Here is a 25,748-nt window from a genome sequence, read left to right as displayed (position 1 = left end):
TTAAATTAACGGATCTCGATAATATCCCGGTCGCCGATGCGGACAGCGCCCGGCTTCTTCAGCGTAACGGCCGAACCTTCCGGCAGATTGGAGAAGATGACCGGAGAAATGACGGAAGGCGCATGGGCCCGGACATATTCCAGATCAACTTCCATAATCGGCTGGCCGGCTGCGACCAGATCGCCTTCCTGAACCAGTACGTTGAAGCCCTGGCCTTTCAGCTTGACGGTATTGACGCCGATGTGCACCAGAACTTCCTTGCCTCCGTCGGACATGATGCCGACCGCGTGTTTGCTCGGGAAGACATTGAACACCTTGCCGTAGACCGGCGAAGCGATCTTGCCGTCGCTTGAGAGGAAGGCGAAGCCGTCGCCCGTCATTTTCTGGGAGAAGACTTCATCCGGAACCAGCGTAATATCCATCAGCTCGCCGTTGACCGGAGATACGATATCTTCCGGAACGATTGCCTGGCCTTCCTCGCCCGCCTGCTTCTCGGCTTCCGGAGCCGGAGCCACAGGAGCGGCGGCAGGAGTCCGTCCGGCCATGACATCCTGGATCTGCGATTTGATGGTATCCGAACGCGTTCCGAAGATCGCCTGTACGTTATTACCCACTTCCAGCACGCCGGAAGCGCCGAGCTTCTTCAGCCGGTTCTTGTCGACGCCGGCTTTATCCTTAACCTCAACCCGCAGACGCGTGATGCAGGCATCCAGATGGACGATATTCGGCGAACCGCCAAGGGCGGCCAGAATGTTGCGCGGCAGATCGTCGCCCGCCGTCGATACGGCAGCGGCGTCCGCTCCGGCATTGTCCTCATCGGCGTTCTCCTCTTCACGGCCCGGCGTCTTAAGGTTGAACTTGCGGATAACAAAGCGGAAGCCGAAGTAGTAAATCACTGAGAAGACGAGACCGACCGGAATGACGAGCCACCAGTCCGTACGGTTCGGAATAATACCGAACAGCACATAGTCGATGAAGCCGCCTGAGAACGTCATCCCGATTTTGACATCCAAGATGTGCATCGTCATGAAGCTCAGACCGGCAAATACGGCGTGAACGGCGAACAGCAGCGGAGCCACGAACAGGAACGAGAATTCGATTGGCTCTGTAATCCCCGTCAGGAACGAGGTCAGTGCAGCGGATACCATCAGGGAGCCGACTACCTTGCGGTTCTCCGGCTTCGCTTCATGGTAAATGGCCAGGGCGGCTGCCGGCAGACCGAACATCATAAACGGATACTTACCGGTCGTGAACGTACCCGCAGTGAACGGCACGCCGTCGCGCAGCTGCGCCATGAAGATACTCTGGTCGCCGCGGATCAGCTGTCCCGACTTGCTCACATAACTGCCGAACTCATACCAGAACGGCGAGTAGAAGATGTGGTGCAGGCCGAACGGAATGAGCGAACGTTCGATGACGCCGAAGATGAAGGCGGCCAGCGTCTTGTTCGTGTCGATCATGTTCTGGGACAGATAATTCAGTCCATGCTGGATCGGCGGCCAGACCAGGCAGAGAATCAAGCCCAGGATCAGCGAGGTTACAGCGGTCATAATCGGAACGAAGCGTTTGCCGGCGAAGAAGCCGAGATACGACGGCAGCTCGATTTTGAAGAACCGCTTGTACATCGCAGACGCCAGAATACCGACGAGAATACCGCCGAATACCCCGGTCTGCAGCGTAGGAATGCCGAGGACGCTGGCGTACGAGAAGTCGCCCCAGGTCAGCACGTAGCTGTTGATCCCCAGCACGGTGCCCATCGTCACGTTCATGACGAGGAAGCCGATAATGGCCGCAAGACCGGCCACGCCTTCGCCGCCTGCAAGGCCGATGGCCACCCCGACCGCGAAGAGGAGGGACAGATTGCTGAATACGATCTGGCCGGCGTTCATGAGAACGTTCGCGATCGCTTGAACCGTATCATTCTCAAGAGCCGGTACGTATTGCAGGAAGTCGGGATTGACCAGCATATTGCCGATCCCCAGCAGCAGCCCCGCCGCCGGAAGGATAGCTACCGGCAGCATCAGCGCCTTGCCGACACGCTGCAAGACGCCAAACAGTTTCTTGAACATGTAGAGGTTTCACTCCTTCTTGAAATGGATAGCTAGCAGAACACAGCGCAAAAAAGGCATAAGCAATCACAGATGCATGGTCGTCTATCCAACACTAAAGTTAGATTACCCCAAGAGGGAAAAAGACAACCATAAACCTGTAAATCACTCATGCCTGATCGAATCAGTTACACGTTATATTCAGTTAGCCACAACTTGCTGCCAGTATAACACCGTTTGCAACCGGTGGCAATACCTAAACTTCCGGGTCCACGAGCGGCTCCTCTTCTTCGGCTTTCTTCTGGGCCAGACGCTGGAGATGAACGGTCAGATAGCTCACTTCCGCCGGATATACGGGCAGCTTCAGACGTTTCTCCATCACCTTCGTCAGCTTCCAGGCCAGCATATACATCTCAGGGTATTCGCGCTTCATCAGATTGTCCAGCGATGATGTCTGGCGGACCGTCTCGCCACGGCGCAGCCGCTCCAGCACGAACCGCAGATGGGTGACAAGCCGTGAATAATCGAGGGAATCCCGGGGGACCCGGTACTCCAGTCCGTTCTCCGCCAGCCCCACCAAGTCTCCGATTAACTGGGAATGCTCCTTGACCTCGGAGATATGCCGGTTGCTGATTGCGCTGTAAATATGCAGGGCCACAAACCCGATCTCATCGACAGGAAGCTGGACATTCATCGTCTCGTTGATCCGTCCCACGGCATATTCCGCCAGCGCATATTCCTTCGGATAGATCTCCCGGGTCTCATACAGAAACGGATTGTGCAGAATAATATGCTGCTCCATGCGGCGGATAGCGAAGGCGATATGATCCGTAAGCGCAATATGAATATGCTCGTTGAGCGTTGTTCCCGTCTGCCTCATGATGTGCAGGACAATCTCCTGAATCACTTCGATCAGCTTCTCGTCAACCTGGGGAATCAGCTGCTTGTACTGCTCCTGCTCGGCCTGGCTGCGCAGAATGAACATCTTCTCCACAGCGGACAGGTCAATTCTGTCGCGGCTCTTGCGGTTGAAGCCGATGCCCTTGCCGATGACGACGACTTCGGCATACTGCGGATGGTCGGCGATGATGACATTGTTGTTCAGCACCTTCGCGACGGTTAGGCTGCTCACATCTACACCTCTTTACCTTTCATCAAAAAAAACGATATCGCTCTATTATACGGGGGCGGCCGACCGCCCGCAAGATGACGGGAAGCTCCGGCGGCCTCCTGGAGCCATCCAATATATGAATGTGCCTCATTCGAACTTTCTGCCGATCCCAAAAAAAACCGTCAGGCCCCAATCCCTGACGGTCCTCCTTCCCGTGCGGCTGTCGTCCAGCCGCTTCATGAAGCCGGCTCCGCTTATTGACCCGCGCTTCCCGGCAGTCCTTCCGGCCCGACCGGCGCCGCAGCAGCCGCGACCGGCGCCTTCGAAGGCACCGATTTGCCGGTAAGGCCCTGGATCAGCGACAGGGCGTCGATGCCGGACACGCTCTTGAGCATTTCGGGTGCGGTCGCCATCAGCTCGGTCACATAGTTGCTGACCCGGGCCGCGCCCTCGCCCTTGCCGGTGTCAACGACCGTCAGCTTGTCGATGGAAGCAATCGGCTGGGCAATCTTGCCCGCCAGTTCAGGCAGCATCTTGACGATAATGTCCAGCACCGCCGCTTCGCCGAACTTCTGGAACGCCTCGGCCAGCTTCTCCTTCGCTTCGGCTTCCGCCAGACCGCGCAGCCGGATGACTTCCGCCTCCGCCGTCCCCTTGGCCCGCTCCGCGTCTGCGATGGCCTGGCCCTCGAGCCGCTTCTGCTCCGCCGTTGCCTTGGCATGGGTCTCGATGCTGTACTGCACGGCATCCGCCTCGCGCATCCGCTTCACGCGGTCGGCTTCCGCCGCCTGTTCCACCGCGTAACGGTCGGCTTCGGCTTTCTTCTTCACTTCCGCGTCGTACTGCTTCTCGCGGACCGCGATCTCCTTCTCCTGCAGGTCGATCTCCCGCTCCTTGCGGACAAGCTCGACCTTCATTTGCTCTTCGACCACGATCTGCTTCGCCCGGGCCTCCTGGATATGATAGGCCTGGTCCGCTTCGGCCTTGGCGGTATCCTGGTCTTTCTTGAACGCCGCTACCTTCAGCTGATTCTCCTTGGACGCTTCCGCGATATTCGTGTCCCGCAGCAGCTCCGCCTTCTGCCCCTGCTCCTCGGCGCTGGCTTTCTGAATCCGGGCGTCCCGCATTGCTTCGGCTTCGGCGATCTCGGCATCGCGCTTGACGGCCGCAATCCGCGGCTTGCCCAAGGCTTCCAGGTAGCCGTGCTTATCGCGCACATCCTTGATCGTGAACGACACGATCTGCAGGCCCATCTTCTTCAAATCCCGGGCAGCCACGCCCTGCACCTCCTGGGCGAACCGGTCCCGGTTCCGGTACACTTCCTCGACCGTCATCGTTCCGAGAATGGCGCGCAGATGGCCTTCCAGCACTTCCTGCGCTTCCGATTTCAGCGCTTCGATCGGCTTGCCCATGAATTGCTCGGCGGCTGTCGCGACATCTTCGATGGCGCTTCCGACCTTGATGATCGCCACGCCATCTGCGATAACGGGCACGCCTTGCTCGGTATAGACCTCTGGCGTAGTCACATCCAGCTTATGGGACAGCAGCGACATGAACTCCGCCTTCTGGAACACAGGCAGAATGAAGGCGCCCCCGCCTCTGACAATCTTGATCTTCCGTCCCGATCCATCGTCGGAAATATGGCTGCTGCCCAGGAAGGACCCGGTAACGATCATCGCCTCATCCGGTCCCACCGTCCGGTAACGCGCCCAGAAGGCGAGCGCCAGCACCAGCAGCACAGCGATCACAACCACGGGAATCAACAGGTAATCCGGTATTCCTGACATGTTCACAAATCCCCTCTCTTCAGCTCTTCCTCATCCAGTCCGGCCGCATAAGCCACGCCTTCCCTGACCTCCACGACTACGACGCGCAGCCCGGCCGGGAGCGGCTTACCGTCAAAGCTTGCCGCGGTATGCAGGCTGTTCGACGCTCCGAATCTCACCATGACTTCGCCGAAGCCGCCTGCCGGGACCGGCACCGTAATTTCGCCGAGCCTTCCCGGCAGCTCGGTCATCGAGAAGCCCGATGATACCTCGCTGCGCTCCATCGGCTTCACCACGCCGAGATACAAGGCGGCGGCCACCGCCAGAGCGGCCAGCAGCGACAGGGCGGCCACCGCTCCCGAGCCCAGCCCGCTGTATCGGCCAAGGAGAATTCCGGCGCCGCCGAACACGGTAACGCCGCCCGCCAGCACCGCCGGACTTAAGAAGTCAACCGACAGAAAGCCCAGTGAGCTGTGCAGAACATCGCCGATAATGTCTCCCGCCAGCAGGCTGACCAGAGCGAACAGAACTCCGAGCGTCAGAGCGGCCATATAGAGCGTTTGCATTGCGCTTTCCCTCCGTTGTCATATGTATGCGGCCTCTCTTAGTTTAACGTAAATCATTGCGGATGGTTTCGGATTTCCAGAGAAATTCTCCCAATAAATGGGGTCAAGTTTAGTGCCAGAGCACCAAAAGGGATAGACAACGTCGAAAGCAAAGTATTTGGAATGGAGTCTTAACATGGTTTACTCTATCGGAAAACTATATATTCTGTAATCTACCGAAAAATTATATAGAAAAAAGAATAAAAACAAATTTTATCTATAGATTTCCATTAATGGATGATATAATGATTTTGTAGAAAAATTGATAGCTGATCCCTTTGGCAAGTCGACTGATATAAAAAGGTGCTAATTTAATTTAAACAAGGGCTGTCCTGATAGTAGGACAGCCTTGCTAAATTTACTTGAAAGGATTACGGCATGAAATTAAAAACTTTTTTTATTGTTATATTGTTCATAGTTGGTGTATCAATTATTATGTTGAGATCCAACCAACAATCTGATGAAGAAAAACTGCAAAAAATAGTAACGAAAAAAAATTATATTGTAAATAAAGTTGAAGCTAATTTAGCTATTCATTTTACTATTAAGCCTGAGTGGATTACCAAAAAATCCAAACGTTTAAACGTCAAGGTTTTTAAAGTAGGGGAATCCGAAATTTTTCTTAGTGACGTTGTCTACCGGGAGAGAGATATTTATTTCAGCTTTCATACATCGTTGAACCTTCAGGAAGAAGGCCGATTTATTTTCCCCGGCGACCTGAAGCAAAATGGTTTTTTTTCGACGCCACAAGAGGAATTTTTGCTTGTCACTTCGGACCACCAACGTCTGATCCCATCACAAATAGGATTGGGTCCCTCAGCAGACTTTTCGTTTGGTATTGATTTATCAGATCAAGGTAAAATCGCAAGAGGATTCAATGTTCAGTATTCCGACTTCAACTAATTTGCTTATTACAGAAAGCATCCGTAATTTATTTTCTGTCCCGGTGCTTTTAGTTCAGCTGGACAGCGCCATTAGCCGCCCGGAAGCGCCCGGACGGCTAATGCAGAATGACGGTGGCGAGATGCCTTGCCTCCGCAGCTTTTGGCCTGATTTCTTAGAGCGACATCTTGTAAATCTCGATGACATCCTCTCGCTGCAGCTTGCTGAAGTTACCGAAGGGGCCGAATTTGACCGCCTTGTCGGCCATTGCGCCGATCTGGCTGTCGTCGATGTCATAATCGGCCAGCCGCGACGGTGCGCCGATGGACGTCCAGAAGCGGCTCAGCGCCTCGATGCCTTCCAGACCGGCTTCGCGGTCGGTTTTGCCTGCTGCGTCCACGCCGAAGACGTTGACCGCGAGCTGGCGGAATCGGGCCGGATTCACATCCAGATTATGCTTCATCCAGTTCGGGAACAGAATGGCGAGCCCTCCGCCGTGCGGAATATCGTAGACCGCCGATACGGCATGCTCGATATTGTGGGTCGCCCAGTCGCCGGCAAAGCCCATGCTGACCATACCGTTCAGCGCCATCGTGCCGCAGTAGAGAATCGTCTCGCGGAGTTCGTAGTTCTCCAGATCATTCACGAGCTTCGATCCGGCCTCCATCATCGTGCGCAGCAGCGCTTCGCAGAAGCCGTCCTGCACCGGCGTGTTGGCATCCTGATGGAAGTAGTGCTCCAGCACATGCGACATCATATCGACGACGCCGTAAATGGTCTGGTCGCGGGGAACGGAATAGGTGTTCACCGGGTCCAGAATACTGAAGGCCGGGTAGGCGTGCACGCTGCCCCAGCCCATTTTCTCCTGCGTCTTCTCGTTGGTAATCACTGATCCGTTGTTCATTTCCGAGCCGGTCGCCGCCATGGTCAGCACGGTTCCGAGCGGCAGAGCGCCCTGGGGAGCCGCCTTGCGGTCCACGAAATCCCACATGTCTCCCTCGTATTTCGCGCCGACCGCAACGGCCTTCGCACAGTCCAGAACGCTTCCGCCCCCGACGGCCAGAATCAGCTCGATTCCCTTCTCCCGGCACAGCTCGACGCCCCGGTGTACCGTGGACAGCCGCGGGTTCGGCTCGACGCCGGCGAGTTCGGATATTTCAGCCCCGATCTCCGAGAGCAGCGACAGGGTGCGGTCATACAAGCCGTTGCGCTTGATGCTGCCTCCCCCGTAGACGAGCAGCACCTTCTTGCCGTACTTGGGCACCTCGGTCTTGAGGGCCTCCAGGGTATCCTTGCCGAAGATCAGCTTGGTGGGATTGTAGAATTCAAAGTTGCGCATATGCGTTTTAACCCTCCAGTTCACAAGATAGTTGCGTACAATATAACATTATACCCCTGTAACGGATAAAAAACGAACATCCGGCTCTCCCCTGCTGGAGACAAGCCGGATGTCGGATTTAAATGCGAGAGGCCCCGAAGGCTTCGACGAACCGGGCGAACGCCTTGCGTCCCTCCGGCGTCGTCTTATAGACACCCGCCTGCTCGAGAATGGCCGTGAACTTGGCGCCGACCTCGGTCCGAATCGCCTGAACCGCGTCATCGCGCTGCATTTCCGTGCCGAAGCGGGCGACGAGTTCCTCCAACCAGGGTCCGTGCTGGGCCAGCGGATGCCCGCCGCCGCGGATCGCCGTGAGCAGGCCGCTGTCGCCGCTCAGGACTCCGGCGATTTCATCGAGCTCGGTCTTCAGACGGCCCGGCAGAATCGCCAGTCCCATTACTTCAATCAGACCGATGTTCTCCTTCTTGATATGGTGCATCTCCCGGTGCGGATGAAAGATCCCTTCGGGATGCTCTTCGCTCGTCCGGTTGTTGCGCAGCACCAGATCCATCTCATAGCCGCCGTCTTCGCTGCGGCGCACGATCGGTGTAACGGTGTTGTGCGGCTGGCGCTCTCCATCCGTCTCCGTAAAGGCGTGAATCTCCGCCGCCGGATCGCTGTAGCTCTTCCAGGCTTCGTAGACGGCGCTGCCGCATTCCAGCAGCGCTTCCTTGTCCGCGCCGCTCAGGCGCAGGACCGACATCGGCCAGTTGACGATGCTGATCGTCACTCCGGGATACCCGGGATGCGCGAAGCTGCTCTCGCGGGCCGCTTTTTGAATCGGGAAGGTATGGCGTCCGCCCTGGAAATGATCGTGCGTCAGAATCGAACCGCCGACAATCGGCAGATCGGCATTGGAACCGAGGAAATAGTGCGGGAACTGGCCGACAAAATCCAGCAGCCGCTCCAGCGTCTTCTTCGTCAGCTTCATCGGCACATGATCGTGATGGAATACGATACAGTGTTCGTTGTAATAGACGTAAGGCGAATACTGGAAGAACCAGTCCTCCCCGGCGAGCTTCAGCGGAAGGGTCCGCAGATTCTGGCGCGCAGGGTGGTTGAGGCGCCCGGCATAGCCGACGTTCTCGCGGCACAGCAGACATTTCGGATACACCGGAGGCGGCAGCAGCCGCGCCATGGCGATCTCCTTCGGATTCTTCTCCGGCTTGGAGAGATTGATCGTAATCTCGATGTCCCCGTAAGCCGAGGCGTACAGCCAGTACAGATTCTTCGAAATCCGGTCCATCCGGATGTAGTTCGAGTCGATATTGAGCCGGTAAAAGCGGTCGGTCGCCGCCGAAATTCCCTGCTCCCCGGCCAGCTTCCCGAATTCGCCGATAATCTCGGACGGACGGGCCAGCAGCAGCCCCATAATCTTCGCGTCCAAGAGATCCCGGTACGTATCCGTATTCTCCGGAATCAGCCCGATCTCATAGCCGTAGTCAATCAGGGCGTCCAGCATGGACTGCGGGCTGTCAGCCGCCTCTTCCGGCGCCAGTCCGGCGTACGGCTCATCGAAGCGGAACTGCTCCAGCAGCACATTGCGGCTGTAGTCGATGTCCTCCGGCTCGATCAAGCGCTTGGCGGCGGCGAAGAGCAGCAGCTCTTCGATCGCCAGCAGGGCCCGTTCGCCTCCGGCGGGTGCGTGGTGCTCGGTCTCGTTGTTCATGGTCCGTCTCCTTAGCTGATCTGATTACTTGTCGCCGTAGCCCTGCGGATGGCTGGAGTGCCAGCTCCATGCGCTGGCGATGATGCCCTCCAGATCGGCCCGCGAAGGGTTCCAGCCGAGCACGCTGCGCGCTTTGTCCGAGGAAGCGACCAGCACGGCCGGATCGCCGGCGCGGCGTTCCTGGACCGCCACCGGGATGTCGAGGCCGGTCACCTTCTTGGCCGTCTCGATCACCTGCTTCACGGAGAAGCCGAGGCCGTTGCCCAGGTTGAACACATTGCTCCCGCTGCCGCTGCGCAGATAATTCACCGCCCGCACATGGGCGTCGGCCAGATCGCTGACATGGATATAGTCGCGGATACAGGTTCCGTCTTCTGTCGGATAGTCTTCGCCGAAGATGGCGATATGTTCGCGCTGCTTCAGCGCCGCTTGCAGAACGAGCGGAATCAGATGGCTCTCGGGACGGTGGTCCTCGCCGATCTTGCCGCTGGCATGCGCGCCCGCCGCGTTGAAGTAGCGGAGCGCTACATAACGGATGCCGAGCACTTTATCGAACCAGGACATCATCCGTTCCATCGTCAGCTTGGTTTCGCCGTAGACGTTGGCCGGCTCGGTGCGGTCGCTCTCCTCGATCGGCACCTTCTCGGGCTCGCCATAGGTGGCGGCGGTGGAGGAGAAGACGATTTTATCGACGCCCGCCTCCTGCATCGCCTGCAGCAGACAGAGCGTTCCATAGACATTGTTGTCGTAATATTTCGCCGGGTCTTTCATACTCTCCCCGACCAGGGAGCTGGCCGCAAAGTGGATGACGGCGTCAATCTCATTCTCGGCGAACAGCTTCTTCAGCAGCTCCTTGTCCCGGAGGTCTCCCTCGTACAGCTTGCCGCCCAACAGCGCTTCCCGGTGCCCGGTCAGCAGACTGTCGATTACAACCACCTCTTCTCCCCGATCCAAAAGCTCCGCTACCGTGTGGGAGCCGATATACCCCGCTCCGCCCGTTACAAGAATTGCCATTGTCTCTCCACTCCTCTCGTTATGGTCCAACAGGTCATTCCTTACGTATCGCTTGACTGATCGCTTGATTTACCGCTTGACGGCGCTCTGCTCACGAACACCGTCGCCGATGCCGCAGACGTAGAAATCGCCGGTAAGACCGGTGCGTTCCTTATAGGCCGCTCCGACCTCCGCAATGAACCGTTCCACCTCATCTTCGTGAACCAGGGATACGGTGCAGCCGCCGAACCCGGCGCCGGTCATGCGCGATCCGAGCGTGCCCGGGATGCGCTGCGCCTCTTCCACCATGACGTCGAGTTCCGGGCAGCTTACTTCGTAGAGATCGCGGAGCGATTCATGCGAGGCGTTCATGAACGTCCCGAACGTCCGGAGGTCCCCGCGCCGCAGCGCCTCGACCGAATCCAGCACGCGCCGGTTCTCGGTTACAACGTGCTGCGCCCGCCGCAGCACCGTCTCGTCCCGGAGCGCATCCTTGTGCGCTTCCAGTTCTTGAGGCGTCAGTCCGGCCAGACAAGCCAGCTCCGACACCCTCGTTCGCAGCGCGGCAAGCGCTTCATCGCACTGGGAGCGGCGTTCATTGTACTTGGAATCAACCAGGCCGCGGCGTTTGTTGGTGTTGCCGATAATGAGCTTATAGTTCCCGGCCTCAAACGGCACCAGCTCGTAATCCAGCGTGTCGCACATCAGCAGAATCGCATGGCTGCGGCGTCCGACTGCGACCGCGAACTGGTCCATGATGCCGGAGTTGACGCCGACATAGCCGTTCTCCGCCCGTTGGGACAGACGCGCAATTTCTACGGTATCGGTGTCTCCGCCCTCGAGTGTCAGGAAGGCGAAGGCGGTCACGACCTCAATCGAGGCCGATGAGGACAGGCCCGCTCCGTTGGGAATATCCCCGTGGAAGAGCAGGTCGTAGCCCCGGGTCGGCGCGATTCCTGTCTTGGCCAGCTCCACCAGTACGCCGACGGGGTAATCCACCCATTCGCCGGTCTTCGCAAGACCAATGTCGGGAATGCGGATATCCGCTTCATACTCAAAATGCGTGGAGACGAACCGGACCCGGTCGTCCTCCCGCGGACGGGCCAGCAGCGTTGTGCCGAATTCCAGCGCGGCCGGAAGCACGTAGCCTCCATTGTAATCGAGATGCTCTCCGATCAGATTAACCCGTCCCGGAGCGTAGAACACACGCGTCTCCGCGCCGGTGTCCCCATGCTTGGCGATAAAGCTCTCCTGCAAATCCGATATGCTCATAAATGATGCGCCATCCTTTCGCCGTTCCAGCGAAATCTCGCCCTTCCGGCTTCTTTATGGCTATATTATAATAAAAACAGGTGCGCGCCGATAATGCAATCATGTGCGTTACTCATGGACAAATGTGACAATGGACGGTGAGCTTATGAGTCTGCCCGAACCCGATTACGCTGTCGCCTCCAATCCGCTGTACAACGAGAAGGATGCCCTCAGCGTTCTCTTCGCCGGACGCAGCCAGACCCGGGCGCTGCATCAGGCCGGACCCAAGATCTACGATTATTACCTGTTGCATTATATCGAATCCGGAAGGGGAATCTTCCGCACGGAGCACCGCACTTACTCGCTTGGCGCGGGCGACCTCTTCCTGATCCATCCCGCCCGGCTCGTCAGCTACGTCTCCGACGAAGAGACGCCCTGGCGCTACCGGTGGATGGCCTTCGCCGGCGCCGAAGCGGACCGGCTGGTCGCCGGCGCGGGCTTCACTCCGGCTGATCCTGTAGTCTCCGCGGGGAAGAGCAGCATCATTCCCCGGGCGCTGGCCGGCATCATGGAAGCCTTCGGCTCAGGCCGTGAGAGCGGCGTCCTGACGGCGCTCGGCTGCCTGTATCTGACGCTCGGAGAGGCCGCTTCCCGGCTTGTCCCCGAGGAGCGTCCCGCCGGACCGGATTCCCAGGCGAAGCGGACGGTTATGCAAATGATTCATTATATGTCCTCCCAGTATGCCCATCCGGTCTCCATCGAAGGGATGAGCGCCAGCCTGGGCTACAGCAGAGCCCATCTGTCCCGAATCTTCAAGGCCGAGACCGGCTATTCTCCGGTCACCTACCTGCTCAAGCTGCGGATCGACAAATCCCGGCGGCTTCTCCGGGAGCGTCCCGAGCTGTCGATCGAGCAGGTGGCTGCCTCCGTCGGGCTCAACGACCCGCTCTACTTCTCGCGCCAGTTCAAGCGGTTCTGCGGAGAGTCGCCCAGCCAGTACCGAACTTCCGCGGCCGGCCGATAGGGCTCCGCAGGCTTCATTCCGCCGGGTAGAGTCTCGCTTCCAGCGCTTCCATCACGCTGCCGATCTTCTCCTGGATGAGCAGATCCGCTCTCGGATCAAATCCGGTTGCTTCCATATTCAGTACGGCAACGTGCCGTCCCTGAAAATAACGCACCAGCCCGGCCGCAGGCTGAACGGTCAGCGAGGTCCCGCCAATCAGGAGCAGATCCGCCTCCGAGATATCGGATATTGCCGCTTCCAGCACGCCCCTGTCCAGCGGCTCCTCGTACAGCACGACCTCCGGTTTGACGATGCCGCCGCAGTCCGGGCAGCGGGGCACGGCAGACGTGTCCGCAAGCACTTCTTCCAGCGTGAAGAAGCGGCCGCACTTCATGCAGCGGTTCCGGTGCACCGAACCGTGCAGTTCCAGCACCCGCCGGCTCCCAGCAAGCTGGTGAAGCCCGTCGATGTTCTGGGTAATGACCGACGTCAGCTTGCCGTCGGCCTCAAGCCGGGCGAGCAGCCGATGCGCGCTGCCCGGACGGGCTTCGGGGTGCAGCATTTTACCCCGGTAGAAATCAAAGAAAACTTCGGGCCGGGCCATGAAGAATGACCGGCTCAGAATCTGCTCCGGCGCATAGGGCGAGTCCTGCTCGGTGACATAGAGTCCGGCCGCCGAACGGAAATCGGGTATGCCGCTCTCCGTCGACGTTCCGGCCCCTCCAAAAAAGACAATCCGCCGGCTCTCCTTCACCCACTGCGCCAGCGTATCCACAGCATCCATAGGTTCCCTTCCCCTCTCTTGTGTCCTTGCGCGCCGCGCCTATTGCAGATCAAGTTCGGTATAGTCCTTCACGATCACATCCGCATCCAGCAGCGGTCCCCGTTCGCCCGAAGGCGAGAGTCCGATGCAGCAGCGCAGGCCCGCGTGCCGGCCCATCTGCATGTCCGCGTTGCTGTCTCCGATCAACACGGTCTCGTCGGCAGAGACGCCCAGCTCGCGGAGGGCCATAAGCGCCATCTCGGGATCGGGCTTGCCAAGGCGGACCCGGTCCCTGGTTACAACTGCGGCGAAGCGGTCGGCGACGCCGAGCCAGTCCAGATGCTCGGCGGTTGCAGCCGATCCGTCGGAAGTCACGACGCCGAGCGGGATGGAAGCAGCCCGGCAGCTCTCCAGGAAGGGCAGCAGCCCCGGCACCGGATACGCCAGCCGGCGGCGGCGAACGCCTTCTGACGCCCTACCGCAAATCGCCATCACTTCCGTAAGCGCCTCGTTCCAAGGCATTCCCGCAGCCGCGTATAGCTGCCAGGCAAGCAGTCCGTAGGCTTGCTCCTCCGTCGCCATCGGCAGCGGACCGGCCGGGTCGTAAGCGGCGATTCGGCCCTCCGCTCCCCTTACCGTTCCCAGCACGCTGTCCCGGAGACCGATCCAGCCCACCCCTTCATGATTCAGCCTGTGTTCAAGGCCGTCCAGCACCTCTTCCGCCCAGGCTCCCCACATGCGCAGCATGTCCAGAAGCGTCCCGTCCTTGTCGAACAGAACGGCGCGGCAGGGAACCGGGCTGCCGTTTCTTATCCTCAATTCAGCCATCGCATTTCTCCTCTTCTCCTGCATGCAGCAGCCTGTACATTTACCAAAATTATAGTAGAACGATCCGGAGGGCACAACCTTCATCAGTTCGCCATAACTTTGGGAACTGACAGCGCTTGCAAGTGTGATTTAATTCACAATTGCCAATAGGAGAATCCGTTATTTTAAAATTAAAATAATAAGACAGGGAGGCAGGCTCATGACCAGCAGCACACACCTTGACGAGCGGGGCGAAACATTCTTTCTGAATCTGCGGTTCATGCTCATTGTGACCGTCATCGCCGGGAATGCCATCGAGCCGCTGATCACCTCCAGTTCGGCCATGCACGGGCTGTTCACCTGGATCTTCAGCTTCCATATGCCTCTGTTCGTGCTGGTTACCGGCTATTTTGCCCGCCTGTCCCTCACCGGTGAGGCCGGACGGCGCGTGCTCGCCCAGATCGGGCTTCAATATGTAATCTTTCAGTCCCTCTATTCGGTCCTTGACGCCTGCTTCTTCCAGGTGGCCCATATCCACCGTTCCTTCTTCGCCCCCTATCTGCTGCTCTGGTTCCTGGCCAGCCACGCCTGCTGGCGCCTTCTGCTTCTTGCCGTTCGCCGCTGGAACCCGCTCTGGCAGCTTGCGGCCGCTGCCGCAGCCGGCGTGCTCGTCGGCTACCTGCCGCTGGACGGCGTCTGGCTCAGCGTCAGCCGCACCTTCGTCTACCTTCCCTATTTTGTCGCCGGCTATCACCTCCCGTTCAGTGCCGTTGCCCGGTTCTTGCGCGGCAGCCGCCGCCGGATCGCCGCGCTGCTCTCGCTGGCGCTGCTCGTTCTCTTCATGGCGGGAGCGCTGCCGATGCCCTCTCCGGGCTGGCTGTACGGCAGCATGACCTTCGGTGAACTCGGGACCGCGCACGGGTATGCCGGACTCTATCGTCTCGGCATGTACGGCTTGCAGGTTCTCTCGGCTGCCGCCTTTCTCGGCTGGGTTCCTTACGCCGCAAGCGCCATGACCGATTGGGGACGCCGCACCCTCTACGTCTTCCTTCTTCACGGGCTCGTCATCCGCTTCGCCGTCGTTTCCGGAATCTATGCGCATCTGGACCGTCCCGGCGGCTATGCCGCCGTTCTGGCCGCTTCGCTGTCTCTTGCCGTAATCCTGGCGCAGAAGCAAGTCCGCGCCTGCCTGCATGTCGCCGTCGAACCCCAGGTCGGCTGGCTGTGGAACCTCCGGCAGCGGCTCGCCAGCGCAGAAGCCAAGCAAGGTCCGCTGCCCCGCCTGTCGGCGCAGCCCGGACGTCCGCGTTCCCGCTAGGCTTCCACTTCTCTTGAAATCCGCCTCCGGGCGGATTTTTTGCTTCTTGCAAACTTCCATCCTGCGGTAGAAAAAACGGGGCTGATGTGGTAGACTGTCAGATAATATAAAAGCGGCTTATCAGCGCTTTAAAGCGGTACAAGGAACCGATGTTCCGGCACCGATTTCACATAAGGGGGAAACCAGCAAATGGCAGGCACGAAAAAGCGTTCCGACATGATCACCAAGGGCTTCGACCGGGCTCCGCACCGCAGTCTTCTGCGGGCGGCCGGCGTTAAGGAAGAGGATTTCGGCAAGCCGTTTATCGCGGTGTGCAATTCTTACATCGATATTGTTCCGGGGCATGTCCATCTGCAGGAATTCGGCAAAATCGTCAAGGAAGCCATCCGCGAAGCGGGCGGCGTGCCTTTTGAATTCAATACCATCGGCGTCGACGACGGGATCGCCATGGGCCATATCGGCATGCGCTATTCCCTGCCGAGCCGGGAGATCATTGCCGACTCGCTGGAGACGGTCGTCAACGCCCACTGGTTCGACGGCATGGTCTGCATCCCGAACTGCGACAAGATTACCCCCGGCATGATGATGGGCGCCCTGCGCGTCAACATTCCAACCGTCTTCGTCAGCGGCGGCCCGATGAAGGCCGGCGTGGACAGCAAGGGCCGCAAGCTCTCCCTGACCTCCGTCTTCGAGGGCGTCGGCGCCCACCAGGTCGGCAAGATCGACGACGCCGAGCTGCTGGAGCTTGAACAATACGGCTGTCCGACCTGCGGCTCCTGTTCCGGCATGTTCACCGCCAATTCGATGAACTGCCTGGCCGAAGCGCTCGGTCTGGCGCTGCCGGGCAACGGCACGATTCTGGCCGTCGCCGAGGAACGCCGCGACTTCGTGCGCAAATCCGCGAAGCAGCTCATGGAGCTGATCAAGCTGGATCTGAAGCCGCGCGATATCGTAACCAGGGAATCCATCGACAACGCCTTCGCGCTCGACATGGCGATGGGCGGCTCGACCAATACCGTACTGCATACCCTCGCCTTGGCCCAGGAAGCCGGCATCGATTATCCGCTGGAACGGATCAACGAAGTCGCCAACCGTACCCCTTACCTGTCGAAGCTTGCTCCGGCTTCCGACATCTTCATTGAAGACGTGGACCGGGCCGGCGGCGTCAGCGCCGTGCTGAACGAACTGCTCAAGAAGGAAGGCACTCTGTTCGGCGAATGCATGACCGTAACCGGCAAGACGCTGGCCGAGAACGTGCGCGGCCATGAGATTCTGGATACCGGCGTCATCCATCCGCTGGATAGTCCTTACTCCGAAGTCGGCGGCCTCGCCGTGCTGTACGGCAACCTTGCGCCGGAAGGCTCGATCATTAAGGTCGGCGCCGTAGATCCGTCCGTCGGCGGCTACCACAAGGGTCCTGCCATCTGCTTCGACTCCCAGGAAGAAGCACTGGAAGGCATTGCGAACGGCAAGGTCAAGGAAGGCCACGTTGTGGTCATCCGCTACGAAGGACCGAAGGGCGGCCCCGGCATGCCGGAAATGCTGGCCCCGACTTCCCAGATCGTCGGCATGGGCCTTGGCGCCAAGGTCGGCCTGATTACGGACGGCCGCTTCTCCGGCGCTTCCCGCGGCATCAGCATCGGGCATATTTCGCCGGAAGCCGCCGAGGGCGGACCGATCGCTTTTGTCCACGACGGCGATATGATTGAACTCGACCTCATCAACCGCAAGATCGAACTGCTCGTCGACGAAGAAGAGCTGGCCCACCGCCGCAGCACCGAGTGGAAGGAATTCGAGCCGAAGGTCAAGACCGGCTACCTGGCCCGCTACTCGAAGCTTGTCACGAACGCCAGCAAGGGCGGCGTGCTGAAGATCTAGGACGCGGAATCCGAAGCTGTCCAACCGTTAATTCCCGGCCCCGTCCCGCTTGATGAGCGGGCACGGGGCCTTTTTACATCCTTATAAATCCACAACCAAGGAGGCACAATTATGATTCGATATCCTCTGCTGCACGAAGGCGCCGTGATCGGCGTTACCGCTCCCTCATCGGGGACCGGGGAGGAGTGGCGGCCCCTGCTGGACTCGGCCATCCGGCGCATGGAACAGCGCGGCTTCCAGGTCGTCTGCGGAGAGACCCCGTGGACCCAGCATAAGGCGAAGTCCGCTCCGGCGCGCGTACGGGCCGCTGAACTGGATGCCATGATGACAGACGACGCCATCGAAGCCGTCATCCCGCCCTGGGGCGGAGAGCTGCTGATTGAAATTCTGGAAGAACTCGAGTGGAACCGATTCGGCTGTAAATGGATGCTCGGCTATTCCGACATCAGCCTGCTTCTGTTGGCCTTCACCCTCCGGACCGGAATCGCAACCGCGCACGGCACCAACCTGATTGATCTCCGGGGCAACTATTCGGACCCCGTAACCGATCGGTGGTTCTCCGTCCTGCACACCCGGGAAGGGGAGTCCGTACTCCAGCATTCGTCGGAACGCTACCAGAAGGAGTGGAATCACGCCTCTCCCTCGCCGTGTGTATTTCATCTGACGGAGAAGACCGAATGGAAGACGGTGCACGGGAACCCTGTCGCCATGGAAGGCCGGCTGCTGGGCGGATGCATCGATGTGATTCGGCATTTGGCAGGCACTCCTTACGGCGATGTGGCCGGCTTCCAGCAGGACCGGATTGGCGCCGAACCGATTCTCTGGTATCTGGAGAACTGCGAGCTGTCCACAGCGGACCTGCGCCGTTCGCTCGTACAGATGAAGCTTGCGGGCTGGTTCCGCCATTGTTCGGGGATATTGTTCGGGAGAAGTCCCGCGAACCGGCCTGTGGAGGGCTACACGGCTGAAGACGTCTACCGGGATCTTCATGAGGAATTGCAAATTCCCGTCGTCTACGATGCCGATTGCGGGCATGTTCCGCCCCAGCTCACCTTCGTGAACGGGGCCTATGCCCGGATTGAAGCCCGGAATGGCCGGGGAATCGTTGAACAGGTTTTTCGTCCCTGACGGCGGCCGTGGAGGAATCATGTTAAAAGGGGCATCTTCCCCAAAAAGTAAGCAAAAGCGACCGTTCAAGGGGTTATCCTTGGACGGCCGCTTTGCAGTTTTGGTCTGCGGTGTGCTTTTTCAGCAAATTGTGGTCCTTTCACAGACAAAGGAGAGGGATATAATCATCCCTCTCCTACCTTCTTCTCATTTCGATTAATAATTACACTCATTGACAAATGAACAACTTGGTATTCGTTTAGTCGGTGCCCTGAATATGAGCTCCAGTATAAAGTCAATTCACGATGATTTAAAGATTTTGGAAAATCCTTCTCTTGTTGTTGGGTTTTGAAATTTCGCTGACTCCTGCGGAGAGACGAACGATTGCGGACAAGCGGTAGCGGTCGCCTTTGTATTCGGATATCTTCCACTAGCAATCATTTCTTATATCCGAATACAACAGCGATGGGAGCAATGGTCGTTCTCGGAGCCTTTAGAACAACACTTAAACTCCTAAATAAAAGAAAGAGGCCGTCTTTTGGGACGACCCTTTACCTGTCTTATTGAACCGATTGAAACCTGTTCTCTCTTGTGGCCCTGCTCTACAGTTCTACCCCGCCCCGCTTGATGACGTCTTGATACCAGTAGTAGCTGTCCTTCGGCGTGCGCCGCAGCGTCTCGTAATCGACATGGATCAGCCCGAACCGCATGCTGTATCCGTAGGCCCACTCGAAGTTATCCATCAGCGACCAGGCAAAATAGCCCTTGACCGAAATGCCGGACGCGATGCAGCGGTGCAGCGACAGCAGATGCTTGTGCAGATAGTCAATCCGCTTCATGTCCGCAACGGTTCCTTCTTCTACCCCGTCGTTGTAGCAGGCTCCGTTCTCGGTGATATAAATGGCAATGTCTCCATAGCGTTCATGGAGATAGCTGAGGACCTTGTGAAAGCCTTCCGGATAGATCGGCCAGCCGATATCCGTATGCTCATACCCCATGTTTATCCGGCTGCATTCCATAATGCCGGCGCCTTCTTCATACCGAGCTACCGAGCCGTTGTAGTAGTTGATCCCGACAAAATCCGCCGGCTCGCTGATCAGCTCCATGTCGCCTTCCTGAATCGGAACCTCGGCGCCGTGGGCGCGGAAGCGCTCGACCAGAAATTCCGGATATTCACCTTTGTACATCGGATCGAAGTACCATTCAATGAACCAGCCGTTCTCCCGCCGGCAGGCTTCCTTGTCCTCTTCCCGCGTGCTGTACGGCTCCATCCAGGTCACATTCGGAGCGCAGCCGATCTCGCCGGAAATGCCGGTCTCGCGGAACCGGCGCACGGCTGCGCCGTGGGCCAGCATGAGATGATGGCTGACCGTGACAGCGGTCTGCAGATTCCGGTTGCCGGGAGCATGCTCGCCGTGATAGTTGGACAGGAACGAGGCGCACCACGGCTCATTGATCGTGAACCATTTGGCAATCCGGTCGCCGTAGCGGCGGAACAGCGTCTCGGCATAGTCGGCGAACGCCGCAATGGTATCGCGGTTCTCCCAGCCGCCCTCATCCTGGAGCGCCTGCGGAAGATCCCAATGGTAGAGCGTGCAGACCGGTTCTATGCCGGCGGCAACCAGCTCATCAATAAAGGCATCATAGAAGGCCAGGCCCTCGGCATTGACCTCGCCGCGGCCGTTCGGGTAAATACGGGGCCAGGCCACCGAGAAGCGGTACGCCTTCAGTCCCAGTTCTTTCATAAGCGCGATATCCTCGCGGAAGCGGTGATAGGAATCGCAGGCGACATCGCCGTTGTCGCCGTTCCAGACTTTGCCCGGTTCCCGGGAGAAGGTATCCCAGATCGACAGCCCTCTTCCGCCTTCCTGATAAGCGCCTTCTACCTGATACGCGGCCGTTGCCGCCCCCCATACAAAATCAGCCGGATATTGCACACTCCCCATATGATGAACCTCCGAATTGTTATTATTGTTAGGAAAATTTGCACTTACTAACTAACGATGATACCAAAAAAGCAATCAAAAGAAAACCCTTTCCCGCTCGCTTTATCGCTGTTCAAAAAAGCTCCCTTGGCCTTGAAATGCCGCATCAGGCGGATTTCTTCGGACAAGGGAGCTTGAGGGAATAATAGCGGTAGACATTTCATTATTAGGGGCTAATGAACGGCGTGGACCCCCGGCAGATCGGCATCGGACAGAGTAACGGACAGCTCGGCGTCCTCCTCGCTGTGCTTGACGGACTTCGTCAGGGAACCCGGATGCGGCTTGCCGTAGGACCGCAGCAGATCGGTAATCGGCATCAGCATTGTCTTGGGCACCAGCGCATCGGCGCGCCGCTTCAGACGGTTCCCGCCGCTCGGGTGAATTACGCTGAGCAGAATCCGCAAGTACACCCGTGTGGACTTGGCGAACAGGCCATCCGGCAGGTCCGTGACGAGAAAGCCGAATTTCTCCGGTCCCCGGTTAATCATGCTGACTCCGTAGAGCGCCTTGGCGGAGGCCAGCTCCTCGCTTGACGCGATAATCTCGGCCAGATCCGGCAATTCCTTCTGCGTATAGCGGATCATCCGGATCGCGAGCTGGGCCTCGGAGCGGGAGCTTACGCCCAGCTCGAACAGTCGGCGGTTATCGAAATGCAGCTCCACGATGCGGTCGCCTTTCTTCAGGACGGAACCTTCGCCCATTTCGATCGTATCACCGGAATAAGAGCGCAGCCGGTAATGAAAGAACGGGTTCTCGGGCGATACGGTCTTCAGGCGGAACATGAACTGGAACGCCTTCTCCCACATCAGCCAGCACCAGACGAGCAGCATTTTGCCGAACGAGAGCCGACCCTCTCGGGCTTTCTCGGAAGCGCGGATCATCTCGTCGACCCGGATGCTCTTCAGACCGCGCTTGTCGGCCTCCTCCAGCATGGTCTTCAGAGCCGTCAGCATATTGGCGGGAGCCTTCGGGTCCGCTCCAAGCGTCCGGCCGCAGTCATGCAGCAGCATGACTTCTCCGGGGTTCAGCCGGGACAGCAGCTTGGCGGTCAGCTTCTTCGCGCCGAGCTTCTCCTTCCAGTCGCCGAACATGGCCGACCACAGAATAATCCGGACCTGGCGCCGCTTGGAGAAGTCGAACAGGTTGACAATCCCCCACGGCGGCCGGTAGTAGATGCTGCGCTGGCCCGTAATGGAATGGATAATATCGTCGGTACGCTGAATCTGCTTGCGGACCGTTCCCGGCCGCATGATCCAGTTGCTCTTATGCACATAATTGTGGATGCCGATCAGATGGCCCTCGTCGTGCATCCGGCGGATCAGCTCCGGATGGCGTTCGGCATGGGCGCCGACGACGAAGAAGGTAGCCTTGGCATCATGCTCTTTCAGCAGATCCAGCAGCCTTGGCGTGTACTCCGGATCGGGCCCGTCATCGAAAGTCAGCGCGTAATCCTTCACGCCGACGCCGCGGCGGAAGACCCGATATCCAAAAATCCGGGTGATAAGACCGGGTATGAAGGCATAAAAGGTTGTGATGTAGAATAACCAGAGCAGCAAAGTCTCCATTTCGCATTTCCCCGCTTTGTCAAAGTAGAAACGCCCGGACGGCGTTTACCCCTTATTCTAACACAGCCGCCGGACAAATAGACTTTTTTTATGAAAAGAAACCGTCGGCCCCCGCTCCAAATCGGTTACAATAATGGAATATAAAGCTCTCAAGCAAAGGAGTCGTTACGATTTATGCTGCCGTTTTACAAAAAGTACGGGCGCACCTTCTTCGACATCGGGCTGGTGATTCTTACCGTCTACTTGATCATGCTGGTCTTCAGCAAGCTGTATCAGCTGGCCGCTCCTGTCTTTCTCTCGTTCTTCGTGTTCCTGCTGATTGAGCCTCTGGCGCGGTTCCTCAACCGCAAGGGCATGGCCAAGCCGTTCGCATCGGCAATCTCCGTGCTGCTGTTCCTGACCCTCCTTCTGGGCGCCCTGTTCGGCGCCGGACTGCTGATTGCCACCCAGGCGATGCGGCTGGAAGAGAATTTTCCGTATTACACCCGCATTGTCCAGGAGAACTTCCGGGAGATGACGATCTACCTGCAGCACAAGGTCGATGCGCTTCCGCCCGATATTACCGTCAAACTGAATGAATACTTCACCAAAGGCACCGATGTCCTGTCCGACTGGCTGGTCGTCTTCTTCAATTATCTGATCAACCTGCTGGGCTCGTTCTCCTCGTTCATGGGCAACTTCGGGGTTGCGATCATTCTCGCCTTCTTCCTCAGCATGGAGATCAAGGACTGGCGCCAAATCGCTCATGATAAAATGCCCAAAACACTCAAGACGGCATACGCGTTTCTTCAAGGCAATGTCTTCCGGGCCATCGGCTCCTATTTCAAGGCCCAGCTTATTCTGATCTCGATCACTTTCGTGCTGGTGCTGGCCGGACTATACATAATCGGCACGGGCAACGAGCTGACGATGGCCCTGATCTGTGCCGTATTCGACTTGCTCCCGCTGCTCGGCGTCACGACGATCCTCGTCCCCTGGATCATCTATCTGTTCATTGTGGGACATACCTCCGTCGCTATCGGCCTTATTATTCTGCTGGCGGTCGTCCTGGTCGTGAGACAGCTGCTGGAGCCCAAAATCACCGGCAATTCCATCGGCGTCTCCTCAGCTTTTCTGATGCTGAGCTTCGTGCTGATCTCAACCTCCGCCTTCGGGGTGGCCGGTCTGATTCTGTCGCCGATTCTGCTGATTCTGCTCAAGGAGCTGCTTCAGCAAGGTTATCTGCAGCGCTGGATTTCGCTGCCCCAGGAAGAATTCCTGGTCTCGCCGTTCGCGTATACGCCGCCGCCCGAGCCTGCCGAACCGGACGACAAGCTGGCCTGGCTGCGCAGGGCCGAGAAGCCGGCCGCATCCGACGACACGCCGGACCGTCCGGAGTAACAGCACGGCGGCCGGTTCCTGTTCCGGCGAGCGCTATATCCGCTCCGCTTCCGCTTGACCGGAAAGGCCCGATGCGCAGCTTCCGGGGAATGAACTTCCCCCGTCTGCACATCGGGCCTTTGTCTATCCCATCAGGGATGCGGGAGCCGGAATGGGCCCCGGTTATGCCTTCGGCTCCGCGGAGAAGAACCGACGGGCCCTTGGCTGGACTTCGGCCGCAACCGCTGTCTTCTCCCGTTCGGCCAGGAAGTCCATGATTCGGCCGAACAGCGGAGCCGCAGCCGGCGGACTGTCCGGCGCGACGTTCTGCACCAGCACCGCAGCGGCGTACTTCGGCCGGTCGGCGGGGCCGTAGCCGACGAACCACTGATTGTTGCGGGGCGCGCCCTTCACCGTCGTCTGGGCGGTGCCGGACTTGCCGGCAAGCGGCCATGCCGCGCCGCGAAGCGACCGGCCCGTTCCTTCGGTGACGACGGCCCGCATCATCCGCAGCACCTGCGAAGCGGTGCGCGGGGAGATGCGCCCCGCCGGAGAAGGGGTGCCGTGGCGGGGCAGCTCGGCCAGTGTCTGGCCGCTGGCGAATACGGCGCGCCGCAGGATGCGCGGCGCGGTCACTTCGCCGCCGTGCAGCAGCGTCACGACGAGATTCGCCGCCTGAAGCGGCGTAACGGCGGCGTCGCGCTGCCCGATCGCCGTCTGCGCGCAGGCGGCGGCGTCCCGCCGGGAGCCGGCGGCGAAGATGCGGCCGGCCTGCTCGCCGCCGAGCGGCCGCAGCTCCGGCAGGCCGAGCGCATGCGGCTCGCGCCAGCCGATGTCCCGCCCGAGGCCGAGCGCCAGCGCAGCGGCCTCCAGGCGCTCCCCGCCGAGCCGGTCCGCCAGCTCGGCGAACACCAGGTTGCAGGAGCGGGCAAAGCCCTGCTCCAGCGTCATGGACGCGCCGTGCCCGGCCGAGGGCGGGCACTTCAGGCCGTATTTCTCCTGCCCGGGGGCGCAGGAGAAGACTTCGCCGGGCGAAGCCAGCCCGGCTTCCAGCGCCGCAGCGGCGGTGACGATCTTGAAGATCGAGCCGGGAACCGCCGCCTGGAGCGCCCGGTTGTTCCATTCCCCGCCTTCAGGGGAGACCTCGTTCGGGTTGTACAGGGGCAGCGACGCCATCGCCGCGATATCGCCCGTGGCAGCATCCAGCACCACAACCGCGCCCTCCCGGACGCCGGCCTGCCGGGCCAGCCGCTCTACTTCTTCCTGCAACTCAAGGTCAATGGTTGTATACAAGGAGAGCGGATAATAAGGGTTGGCCGGCGTCCGAACCGTCAGACCGGTACCGGGAATCCGCTTCCCTTCCGCATCGACCCGGGCATAGACCTCCGTGTGTCCGACGCCCCGAAGCAGCGGCTCCAGCGTCCTCTCCAGTCCGGCGCTTCCGTTCAGCGGAACACGCAGTCCTCCGTCCGCACCCCTCCCGTCTGTGCGGGGCGCTTCGGATAGGTAGCCTTGCCACTGGCGACCGACGGGCTCGCCGCCGTATCGTCGGGTCCACGGCAGCACGGCAAGGCCGTCGAAGCCGCTCTGCCAGATGGCAGACGCCTGTTCCGGGCTCAGCGCCAGAGGCTCCCGGCCGCCCTTCTCTCGCCAGACATAGGGCCGCTCTTCTTCCGCAAGCCGCTTCTCCAGCTCTGCCGGCGTCGTACCGAGCAGCGGAGCGAGCCGCTTCAGCGCCTCCTTCCGGTCCGCTGCCGCCCGATCCGGCCCCTGCGGTCCGCCGGCCGCTGCCCCGCTCTCCGGGAAGAAGACCGCCGTCCAGATCGTCTCTCCGGCCAGCGGTCGTCCGCTGCGGTCCAGAAGCCGCCCCCGGCCGCTGTCCAGCACGACCTCCCGCTCGCTCTGGACCTTGGCGGTCTTGGCCAGTGTATAGCGTCCCCCCGGCACAACTTGACGGGACAGGACGAACTGCACCCAGGCCAGACGGACCGCGAGAAGTCCCACCAATCCTACCAAAATGACCAATCCGGCGATATGTCTTCGTTCTGACTGTCCCATAGCTGTCCCCCATCCGATCGAGTCTGCCCCTAGATTGACCCAGGAAGAGGAAAATATACATGATTTTCTTATACGGCTCGTTCGGCTCGCCTTCAGCTCCGTTACCCAGCTCCATTCACCAAAAAGGGGCTGTCTCAAAAGGGTCATAAAATGACCTGAGAGACAGCCCCGTTTTTTTGCTGGTGGAATACAAAAAGAAACC

General features: G+C 59.2%; 19 protein-coding genes. 6 read left to right on the top strand and 13 right to left on the bottom strand.

The window, feature by feature from the left end:
• Positions 1-5 precede the first annotated feature (5 nt).
• The 4 genes from ptsG to RBI05_RS00080 all read right to left on the bottom strand — a co-directional run bounded on the left by ptsG (position 6) and on the right by RBI05_RS00080 (position 5,491).
• The gene (ptsG, locus tag RBI05_RS00095; RefSeq protein ID WP_150457669.1) at positions 6-2,069 is read right to left on the bottom strand and encodes a glucose-specific PTS transporter subunit IIBC; all 2,064 of its coding nucleotides are present in this window, start codon (positions 2,067-2,069) and stop codon (positions 6-8) included.
• 235 nt (positions 2,070-2,304) lie between these two features.
• The gene (glcT, locus tag RBI05_RS00090) at positions 2,305-3,180 is read right to left on the bottom strand and encodes a glucose PTS transporter transcription antiterminator GlcT (protein ID WP_310549700.1); all 876 of its coding nucleotides are present in this window, start codon (positions 3,178-3,180) and stop codon (positions 2,305-2,307) included.
• 233 nt (positions 3,181-3,413) lie between these two features.
• Complete coding sequence (locus tag RBI05_RS00085) at positions 3,414-4,946, bottom strand: flotillin family protein (protein ID WP_310549699.1); 1,533 nt, start codon at positions 4,944-4,946, stop codon at positions 3,414-3,416.
• A 2-nt stretch (positions 4,947-4,948) separates the two neighbouring features.
• Entirely contained in the window at positions 4,949-5,491 is a 543-nt protein-coding gene (locus RBI05_RS00080; protein ID WP_310549698.1) for a protease, read from the bottom strand.
• Between the two features lie 417 nt (positions 5,492-5,908).
• Between RBI05_RS00080 and RBI05_RS00075 the strand changes: the two genes are divergently transcribed.
• Entirely contained in the window at positions 5,909-6,433 is a 525-nt protein-coding gene (locus tag RBI05_RS00075; RefSeq protein ID WP_310549697.1) for a hypothetical protein, read from the top strand.
• 154 nt (positions 6,434-6,587) lie between these two features.
• Here RBI05_RS00075 and RBI05_RS00070 read toward each other — a convergent pair whose 3' ends face one another.
• The 4 genes from RBI05_RS00070 to RBI05_RS00055 all read right to left on the bottom strand — a co-directional run bounded on the left by RBI05_RS00070 (position 6,588) and on the right by RBI05_RS00055 (position 11,724).
• Positions 6,588-7,751, bottom strand: coding sequence for an iron-containing alcohol dehydrogenase (locus tag RBI05_RS00070; protein ID WP_310549696.1), 1,164 nt, complete (start codon positions 7,749-7,751; stop codon positions 6,588-6,590).
• A 118-nt stretch (positions 7,752-7,869) separates the two neighbouring features.
• Entirely contained in the window at positions 7,870-9,459 is a 1,590-nt protein-coding gene (locus tag RBI05_RS00065) for a UDP-glucose--hexose-1-phosphate uridylyltransferase (RefSeq protein ID WP_310549695.1), read from the bottom strand.
• Between the two features lie 24 nt (positions 9,460-9,483).
• Complete coding sequence (gene galE, locus RBI05_RS00060; RefSeq protein WP_150457675.1) at positions 9,484-10,473, bottom strand: UDP-glucose 4-epimerase GalE; 990 nt, start codon at positions 10,471-10,473, stop codon at positions 9,484-9,486.
• 69 nt (positions 10,474-10,542) lie between these two features.
• Entirely contained in the window at positions 10,543-11,724 is a 1,182-nt protein-coding gene (locus tag RBI05_RS00055; protein ID WP_310549694.1) for a galactokinase, read from the bottom strand.
• A gap of 145 nt (positions 11,725-11,869) precedes the next feature.
• On the opposite strand from RBI05_RS00055, the gene RBI05_RS00050 reads away from it, so the two are divergent.
• Positions 11,870-12,727, top strand: coding sequence for an AraC family transcriptional regulator (locus RBI05_RS00050; protein WP_150457677.1), 858 nt, complete (start codon positions 11,870-11,872; stop codon positions 12,725-12,727).
• Between the two features lie 13 nt (positions 12,728-12,740).
• On the opposite strand, the gene RBI05_RS00045 is transcribed toward RBI05_RS00050, so the two are convergent.
• Positions 12,741-13,490: an NAD-dependent protein deacylase gene (locus tag RBI05_RS00045; RefSeq protein WP_150457831.1), complete on the bottom strand. Its 750-nt coding sequence runs from the start codon at positions 13,488-13,490 to the stop codon at positions 12,741-12,743.
• Between the two features lie 39 nt (positions 13,491-13,529).
• Positions 13,530-14,297 (bottom strand): HAD family hydrolase, encoded by a 768-nt coding sequence (locus tag RBI05_RS00040; RefSeq protein WP_310549693.1) that lies wholly within the window; start codon positions 14,295-14,297, stop codon positions 13,530-13,532.
• A 199-nt stretch (positions 14,298-14,496) separates the two neighbouring features.
• On the opposite strand from RBI05_RS00040, the gene RBI05_RS00035 reads away from it, so the two are divergent.
• The 3 genes from RBI05_RS00035 to RBI05_RS00025 all read left to right on the top strand — a co-directional run bounded on the left by RBI05_RS00035 (position 14,497) and on the right by RBI05_RS00025 (position 18,600).
• Positions 14,497-15,594, top strand: a complete 1,098-nt coding sequence (locus RBI05_RS00035; RefSeq protein ID WP_310549692.1) for an acyltransferase family protein — start codon at positions 14,497-14,499, stop codon at positions 15,592-15,594.
• A 189-nt stretch (positions 15,595-15,783) separates the two neighbouring features.
• Positions 15,784-17,472 carry a dihydroxy-acid dehydratase gene (gene ilvD, locus RBI05_RS00030; RefSeq protein WP_310549691.1) on the top strand — a complete coding sequence of 563 codons (1,689 nt, stop codon included), beginning with the start codon at positions 15,784-15,786 and terminating at the stop codon, positions 17,470-17,472.
• Positions 17,473-17,583: 111 nt separating this feature from the next.
• Positions 17,584-18,600 (top strand): S66 family peptidase, encoded by a 1,017-nt coding sequence (locus RBI05_RS00025; RefSeq protein ID WP_310549690.1) that lies wholly within the window; start codon positions 17,584-17,586, stop codon positions 18,598-18,600.
• Between the two features lie 581 nt (positions 18,601-19,181).
• On the opposite strand, the gene RBI05_RS00020 is transcribed toward RBI05_RS00025, so the two are convergent.
• Positions 19,182-20,525 carry a GH1 family beta-glucosidase gene (locus RBI05_RS00020; protein ID WP_310549689.1) on the bottom strand — a complete coding sequence of 448 codons (1,344 nt, stop codon included), beginning with the start codon at positions 20,523-20,525 and terminating at the stop codon, positions 19,182-19,184.
• A gap of 212 nt (positions 20,526-20,737) precedes the next feature.
• The gene (locus RBI05_RS00015) at positions 20,738-22,129 is read right to left on the bottom strand and encodes a polysaccharide deacetylase family protein (protein ID WP_150457682.1); all 1,392 of its coding nucleotides are present in this window, start codon (positions 22,127-22,129) and stop codon (positions 20,738-20,740) included.
• A gap of 174 nt (positions 22,130-22,303) precedes the next feature.
• Here RBI05_RS00015 and RBI05_RS00010 point away from each other — a divergent pair, with 174 nt between their 5' ends.
• A complete protein-coding gene (locus RBI05_RS00010; protein ID WP_310549688.1) occupies positions 22,304-23,509 on the top strand; it encodes an AI-2E family transporter in 1,206 nt (401 codons plus the stop codon).
• A 162-nt stretch (positions 23,510-23,671) separates the two neighbouring features.
• Here RBI05_RS00010 and RBI05_RS00005 read toward each other — a convergent pair whose 3' ends face one another.
• Positions 23,672-25,546, bottom strand: coding sequence for a peptidoglycan D,D-transpeptidase FtsI family protein (locus RBI05_RS00005; protein WP_310549687.1), 1,875 nt, complete (start codon positions 25,544-25,546; stop codon positions 23,672-23,674).
• Between the last annotated feature and the right edge of the window lie 202 nt (positions 25,547-25,748).

It is taken from the genome of Paenibacillus glufosinatiresistens, assembly GCF_031470375.1.
GTDB lineage: Bacteria > Bacillota > Bacilli > Paenibacillales > Paenibacillaceae > Paenibacillus_AQ > Paenibacillus_AQ glufosinatiresistens.
Note: the sequence above shows the minus strand (reverse complement) of the source record. Positions and strands in the feature narration are given on the sequence as shown.